Source organism: Streptosporangium sp. NPDC001559, assembly GCF_042893955.1.
Classification (GTDB): domain Bacteria; phylum Actinomycetota; class Actinomycetes; order Streptosporangiales; family Streptosporangiaceae; genus Streptosporangium.
Genome location: NZ_JBIAVG010000007.1, coordinates 138,554 through 145,763, shown reverse-complemented (window position 1 = coordinate 145,763; position 7,210 = coordinate 138,554). Strand labels below are relative to the sequence as shown.

General features: G+C 69.8%; 6 protein-coding genes. 2 read left to right on the top strand and 4 right to left on the bottom strand.

Going from position 1 to position 7,210, the window contains the following annotated elements:
* A partial coding sequence (locus ACFYY8_RS17630) for an NACHT and WD repeat domain-containing protein (RefSeq protein WP_390041908.1) occupies positions 1–2,540 on the bottom strand: 2,540 nt, incomplete at its 3' end.
* 58 nt (positions 2,541–2,598) lie between these two features.
* On the opposite strand from ACFYY8_RS17630, the gene ACFYY8_RS17625 reads away from it, so the two are divergent.
* Positions 2,599–2,832 carry a hypothetical protein gene (locus tag ACFYY8_RS17625; protein ID WP_390041906.1) on the top strand — a complete coding sequence of 78 codons (234 nt, stop codon included), beginning with the start codon at positions 2,599–2,601 and terminating at the stop codon, positions 2,830–2,832.
* Between the two features lie 519 nt (positions 2,833–3,351).
* Here ACFYY8_RS17625 and ACFYY8_RS17620 read toward each other — a convergent pair.
* Positions 3,352–3,900, bottom strand: a complete 549-nt coding sequence (locus ACFYY8_RS17620) for a sugar O-acetyltransferase (RefSeq protein ID WP_390041904.1) — start codon at positions 3,898–3,900, stop codon at positions 3,352–3,354.
* A 175-nt stretch (positions 3,901–4,075) separates the two neighbouring features.
* On the opposite strand from ACFYY8_RS17620, the gene ACFYY8_RS17615 reads away from it, so the two are divergent.
* Positions 4,076–5,026: a LysR family transcriptional regulator gene (locus ACFYY8_RS17615; protein ID WP_390041902.1), complete on the top strand. Its 951-nt coding sequence runs from the start codon at positions 4,076–4,078 to the stop codon at positions 5,024–5,026.
* Positions 5,027–5,556: 530 nt separating this feature from the next.
* Here ACFYY8_RS17615 and ACFYY8_RS17610 read toward each other — a convergent pair.
* Positions 5,557–6,138, bottom strand: coding sequence for a dihydrofolate reductase family protein (locus tag ACFYY8_RS17610; RefSeq protein WP_390041899.1), 582 nt, complete (start codon positions 6,136–6,138; stop codon positions 5,557–5,559).
* Between the two features lie 65 nt (positions 6,139–6,203).
* Complete coding sequence (locus ACFYY8_RS17605; protein ID WP_390041897.1) at positions 6,204–7,043, bottom strand: helix-turn-helix domain-containing protein; 840 nt, start codon at positions 7,041–7,043, stop codon at positions 6,204–6,206.
* Between the last annotated feature and the right edge of the window lie 167 nt (positions 7,044–7,210).

The following is a 7,210-nucleotide window of genomic DNA, read 5'->3' as shown; positions in this document are numbered from 1 at the left end:
AGCGGATCTCCGATCTGCTTGCCGGTGGCCGCATCCCAGACGCGCACCGTCCTGTCCCATCCGGCGGTGGCCAAGCGGGTGCCATCCGGACTGAACGCCACCGACATCACCACGTCGGTGTGGCCGGTCAGAACGGCGCGCGCAGGCTGACTGAGGAGCGCGGCCATGCTCGCCCGTGCCTCGTCGGTATGGGCGACGGCCCATGCTGCGGCGGAGAGTCGTGCCGACGTCACAATGTCGCCGGGCAAAGATCGGCTGTGGGTGGCTATTTGGCGAGACAGGGCTTGGATACTTCGCTGGGTGGCGTCTTGGCCGAAGCGTACGGCGGTCACCGCAGTGATGATCGCGACCACCAGCAGCCCGGCCAGCACCGTGAATACACCCTGCCAGCGGCGCCGGGTCCGGGTGGCGGCGCGGGTGCCGGCGCGCAGGAAGGCCACGGCGGGGCCGGGCAGGTCGAAGCCGACGTAGCGGCCGGGCTCGGCCTGCCAGCGCGCGACGACCTTGTCGGCCTCCTGCAGCCGGACCCCACGGTAGAGGAACGACGTGTTCCGGCCGCGCCGCTCCCATTCGGCGGCGTCTTGAACGATCTCCCCGTGCAGGGCCCGGTCCGCGCGCTCGCCGGCCAGCCAGTCCTGCAACAGTGGCCAGGCGGTCAGCAATACGTCGTGGGCGAGTTCGACCGTGTCGGCTACCCCTGCCCTCTCAGAAGCCTCAGGCGCCGGAGGGATGCCGACGGTGGCGCTCGATGCGGGATCGGCGGATACCACCTCCGTCCTCTGGGCGGGATCGGGGTGCCGGAGCACAGGACCGGTGACCATCAGCCGGGCGGCGGTGAACACCTCGACGATCTGCCGGGCCAGCTCAGGCGGTTCGGGCCCGCACAAGGCGGCCAGCTCACCCATGGTGGCGCGGCGCCGGATGGCCTGCCCGTCGGCGCCCGTGATCGTCAACGCCAGGATCAAGCGCGGGGCGATGGCCTGCTGCCGGAGGGTGAGAGAGTCGAAGGCCTCTTTGGCGGTGGCCTCCACAGCCGAGGCGACGCCGCCGGAGCGGTCGTAGCCCTGCCGGGTCAGCCGCCCGCCTTCGCGCTGATCCCAGGTGCGCACCATCGCCATCGACAGCAGCGGCAACGCTCCCGTCAGCCCCGTCAGACCGATCCCGCCCGCGGGGAGGCGCAGGTGGCCGACCAGTTCCCGCACCACCTGCTCGGCCAGGCCGTCTTCCACCATCACCCCGGCCGCGGCGGCCGGGCCGGTGATCGCCCGCTGCAGTTCGGGCTCATTCATCGGGCCCAGCACGAACATCCGCTCCTGCAGCGCCCGCTCCAGCACCGGGTGAGCGGCGCATCGCTCGACGAAGTCTCCGCGCATCGCCACCACCACGACCCCAGGTGCCGGTCTGCCCGCCTGCTCACCGGCCGAGCGTCCCGGCAGGGCGGAGGCCTCCGGAGCGGCTCCGCTTCCGGCGCCGACGGTCATCGCCTCCAGCGCGGCGACGAATGTCTCCGCCTCCCCGGCGTGCTCGCCCGAGGCCAGGGTGAACAGCTCCTCGAACTGGTCGACGACCACGACCAGGCGCTGCGGGCCGTCACCGCTCGCGCCCTGCTGATGGCGGCGGATCCGTGCAGCGGCCAGCACCTGGTGGGCCCGCTCCCGAGCCCGGGACGGGTCGCGGCCTAGCTCGGTCAGCACGGCGTCGGGGTCGGCGCCACAGCGCACCGCCAACTGCGTGGCCAACTCCTGCAGCGGCCGCTGCCCGGGGGTGAAGGTCACCGGCACCCACTCCGCGCCGCCACCGGGGCCACCGGCGGACGAGACGGGCGAGGAGGTGGGGGCGAGGGCGGGGGCGGTCAGCGCAGGCAGCAGTCCGGCGTGCAGCAGGGAGGACTTGCCCTCCCCAGAGGCCCCGATCACCACGATCAGCCCACCGCCGCGGGGGACGGTGACCATCGCCGTCAGCCGGGCGGTGGCCTGGCCGCGGCCGTAGAACAGGCCCGCCTGGGCCGGACCGAACGGCTCCAGCCCCTGATACGGGCACCCGCCCGCCCACGCCGTACCGCTCACGCCCGGTGCCGAAGCGAAGGCGCCGCCGGGCGGCCGGGATGCCAGTTCGCCCAGCTGTTCGCGGATCACCGCCAGCAGGGCGATCTGCTGCTGGGTCTGGGTGCGGTCGAAGCGATGCTCGGCATCTTGCCGATACAGGGTCTGCTGGATCCGGGCCGCGGCGGCGTCCAATCGTCCCAGCATCGGTGCCAGCGCCGCGTTCTGCCGGCCGAGCTCGGCGAAGGCCTCCATCATCTGCTCCAGCAGCCGGGCGTCTCCCCGGACGAGTGCTTCACCGATCACCACCTGGGTGACCTCGATCTCGGCCAGCACCCTCCCCAACGTCTCGGCGAGCGCCTCGGCGTGCGCGTCTCCGGCCCGCAGGGCCTTCTCCAACCTGCCCGTCAGTTCCCGCTCCACCTGCCGCACCCGGTCGGCCAGCTGTGCGGCCGACACCTTGTCGTCGCCCGTGTCGGCCTGGTCGTCGGCGTGCACGTCACCGGGGGTTCTGGGGCTGGTTTTGGCACGGGCGGCGGCCAGGGAGGCGCCGACAATGTCCGACAGCAGGTTCGCCCCGACCGAGCCGACCACGTTGATCCCGGCCGCCGCCACCGCCAGGCCCGGCTCGGCCAAGGCCAGGGGAGCCAGGGCGCTCGCGCACAGCACGGCCAGCAGCGCCCTCGGGCTCGCCCAGCCCACCCCCTGCGCGGACCGGGACGCGGCCTGCCGCACCCAGCCGCGCGCCCCGTCCTGGGCCGCGGCGATCTGCTCGGGCGGCAGGCCGTGACCACCCGGCGCGGACGACTCAGGCAGCTCAGGCGGCTCGGGGTGTTGCTCACCGTGGGGACTCACACTGCTCCTGACCATGCGATACGACAGTCGGCATAGCGCGTGCGACAGCAGGGGCCGAAGCGGAGCGGCGTCCCGGCCTCTCTTACGGCGTCCATGGTGTTATCGGCCTGACCCCGCCGAGCGCTACCCACCCCCAGCACATCGGCCTGCCCTAAACGGTCAGCGCTCGCCGATCATCTGGTGGGTATCGCGCATCCGGTGGTGAGGCGCCGATGTCCGGCCAGTCGTTGACGTCCAGCCGTACCTCGCCGTAGGGGCGCACACGCAGCCAGAACAATGATCCAGCTCTGGCGGCTCACCGTACGTTTCTCAACGGCACCCCTGCGAGGCGGAACTCACGCGCGACCTGCACGATGAAGGTCAACCTGTGGTTCGCGCAAGCCACACAACCACCCGGGGGCCTCATACACCGACGGCTTGGCCTGGTAGCCGACCAAGGCCGCGACTTTCGGGCTCAGTCGTTCCATTGTTTGCGCGTGAACGCGGCCGGTCCGGTCACCAAGGTGTTGGGGGGAACATCCTTCGTGACAATGGCTCCGGCGCCGACCACGGCACCACGTCCGATCGTGACACCGGGGAGAACCGTTACCGCCGCGCCGAGCCATGCGTTGGCTTCGATCGTGATGGGCGCCCGGGTGATGAATTCGCTTCGTTCAAGCGCCTTGAGGGGGTGATCAGAGGAGATGAGGTTGGTCTTCGGGCCGATCAAGACTCCGTTGCCCAGGTGGATGCCGCCCTGGTCCAGGAAGGTGCAGCCCTGGTTGACGAAGACGTGCTCGCCGAAGTCGATGCCGAGCCCGTGGTCGGTGTAGAAGGGCGGATAGACGGTGACGGAGGCGGGGACCTGCTTGCCGACGATCTCGGATAGCAGGGCCGCGCGGGTGGCCTTGTCGTCGAAGGGCAGGACGTTGAGCCGTGACGTGAGCGTGGTCACGTGTTCGATCCGCTCGGCCACCCGCGCGAACTCGGGAGTGCGGACGTAGAGACGGCCTTGGTCAGGCATGAGGATTCCTTACGGGGAGACGCTCGGGTCGTAACCGTTGGACGGCCCCACCGGATACGACAGGTGATCAACCGGAGGTTGATCGGAATCATCAAAGCGATCGAAGTACGCAGGAATCAAACAACGATCATGCCTGCCAGGATCAACGTTTGGTTGTCTGCCTAGGATGGGCCGCATGGACGTCACGGCCGTGCGCACCTTCGTCGCCGTCGTGGATGCGGGACAGTTCCAGGAGGCCGCCGCTGATCTGTCGATCACGCCGCAGGCCGTGTCCAAGCGCGTCGCCGCGCTGGAGAAGGAACTCGGTGTCCGGCTCTTCACCCGTGACGCCCGCGGAGCGCGGCTCACCATCGACGGGCAGGCGTTCCTGCCCCACGCCCGGACCTTCCTCCACTCCGCTGAACGCGCCGTCGCGGCTGTTCGGCCAGGCCATCGGGCACTGCGCGTCGACGTGATCGGCCGCCAGCTCTCCCTGACAGGACTGCTGCGCGGCTTTCATCGCGCCCATCCCGAGATCGAGCTGGACGTCGTGACGCTGTTCGACTCCGACACGGCCATCGCCGCGGTCCGGGACGGGACGATCGATGCGACGTTCCGTGCTGTGACCATGCCGGGCCGGGAGCTGCCTCGCGGCGTGCGAGCCACTCCCGTCTTCGACGAACCATTGCACCTGTTCACCGGACCGCGACACGAGTTCGCGAACGCCCCCGCGCTCACTCCCGCCCAGCTCGCCGGACGACGGATCTGGATGCCCGGCAACCTGCCCGGCACCGAGTGGGCCGCCTACTACGACGAACTCGCCGCCACCTTCGGCGTCATCATCGACTCGGTCGGCCCGGACTTCGGTATCGAGCCCCTGCTCGACACCATCGCCGACTCCACGGAACTGGCCACCTTTGTCAGCGAACAGACTCCCCTAGTGTGGCCCGGCGGTCACGACCTGCGCCGCATCCCCCTCAAAGACCCGACCCCGCTCTACCCCCACTCGCTGATCTGGCGTACCCACAACGCCCACCCCTCCTTGACCGCGCTACGCCGCCATCTCATCGCCACGTGTCCCGGCCGCCCCAACAGCGGCGTCTGGACACCGAAATGGAGCCGGCCCATGCAGCCGGAACCCATCTGAATCGACAAAGCAAGGGGCCGCCCGTGAGGCACCCCGCCGCGGAAAACACCTTCCGGGCAAGAGACGAGGTGCGGACCATAAAGCCGCCGACGGTCGCAGACCGGATCAGAGTGCCGACGTACCACCATCGGGCCCGTGCCCCCGTGCGACTCACGGCCCCCTCGTCCGGCCCGTCGCGCGTCTCCGTCCCCTTGGACGGGGCGACGCCGGGCCCGGGTACGTGGGGAACTCGGTGACGAGATATTCGCCCGGCGGCACATCAGCAAGATCAACCCCGGCGGCGCCGAGCGAGACGGCCGCCATGATGTTGCGGACGGCGCCCTTCATGCCCTCACCACTGACGAGGCACTTTGGGCTGAGACTGTATCCGCCCGATTTTCCGCGAAAACTACGGCAACCCCCGCAGGTGAGGTGCCGGGGCGGATCGGCGTCGGCTACCCGATCGGGGATAGCGACACGCGAACGCGGCCGGAGGTCCGATCTTGTGTCACCGTTCGCAGTTGGTCTCTTCGCGCACCCGCTCAGATCGATCAACGGCGCACCCGATAGCGCAGGTGAAGCACCCGGTTGCCCTGAATCACCACGTCAGGATCCTCCAGCAGGTGCTGCGCGTGGACCAACCCGAAGTAGCGCTTGCCGGACCCGAACACGACGGGTACGACGTCCATGCGCACCTCGTCGATCAGGCCCGCGGCAAGCATCTGGCCACCGACGTCACCGGCGGCGACCTCGACCATACGGTCACCCGCAAGCTCCTGCGCCTTGGCCATGGCTGCCTCGACGCCGTCGACGAAGTGAAACGGCGCCTCGGGGTCCCAGCCCTCAGGCATCGGCCGGTGCGACACGACGACCACATGGTCGATGCCGCCCGGAGGCTTCCCGTCCCAGCCGTCCGTCAGGTCGAAGACGTGACGGCCGACGATCGTGACTCCGATCTGGTCCCAGTACGGCCGGGTGTAGTCGTAGGAGGTCTGCGAGACCTGCAGCTCGCCGCTCTCGTCCAACGGGACGTCACCGCTGGACAACCAGTCGAACAGCGGTCCGGGCTGGTCATTCTCGTCCGCGACGAAACCGTCCACCGACACCGAGCTGTACATGACCACCTTGCCCACGGGGCTCTCCTCTGTTTTGGGGTGCCCCAAATTAGCGTGTCGTGAGCCGTCGCTCTTGTAAGAAATCAATCGGCCGGCAGTGGCCAACCATCCAGCGCGTGGCCGGGATGTTCGAGCAGGAACCGCCGCCGGACCTCGATGTACCGGGTCGGCGTGAGCCCGGTGAACGCCCGGAACTCGTGGCCGAAGTGGGCCTGGTCGAAGTAGCCCGCGCCACCGGCGAGGTCGCCCCAGTCGATCGGTCCGGCGGGGTTGATCGCGAGCACGGTGGCGGCGAAGCGGTAGGTGCGGGCCAGCCGCTTCGGTGTGACGCCGATGAGCCTTCTGAACCGCTGTACCAGATGAGTGCTGCTGACACCGGCTGTCACGCTCAGGTCGCCGATCGCCACCGCCCCGCTGGTCGCCGCGATGACGCTGCTCGTATGGCGGACCAGCCCCAGGCCTGCGGTCTCGCGCAACCGTCGCATCAGCTCCTCCTCGAGCAGCGTCAGCATCTCGTGCGGTCCGTCCGCCGTGGCCAGCCGGTCTCGCAGCTCAGCGATGGCGGGCCGGCCCCAAACCTGCTCCACCGTCACCGGCCGGTCACACAGCTCGGCGGCGGGCATCGGCAGGAACGGCGCCAGCCCCCACGGCTTGAAGTGCACACCGACGGACCGGGTCCGGAGTGGATAGCCGAACTCCAACGCGCGGGTGGGCGTGGTGACCACGCAGCCGTCGGCGTACTCGGCCGTTTCGATGTCGGTGCCGGCGCGGATGCGGAACGGCGCCCCGAGGTTGACGATGAGCAACGCCGCCGGCATCGGCGGCAGCGTCAGCCGGGCGTACGGTGGCGCGCCCTCCAAGTAGTAAAGGTCGTCGATCAGCCCGTCCAGCGGCGGTCGCGGCACTCTGGACACGTACTCCACGCCCACAGTATCGCCGACGCCCGCCGACATCGGGCGACCGGTACCTGACACGACCGGCCATGCCGCCTGAGCGGCTTCCACGCCCCCGGCAGGGAGCAGTCAGGTGGAGCATCCGGCCGATCACCCGCCCCAGACAACGAGCGCGTTATGCCTGGTCGGGACGCCAC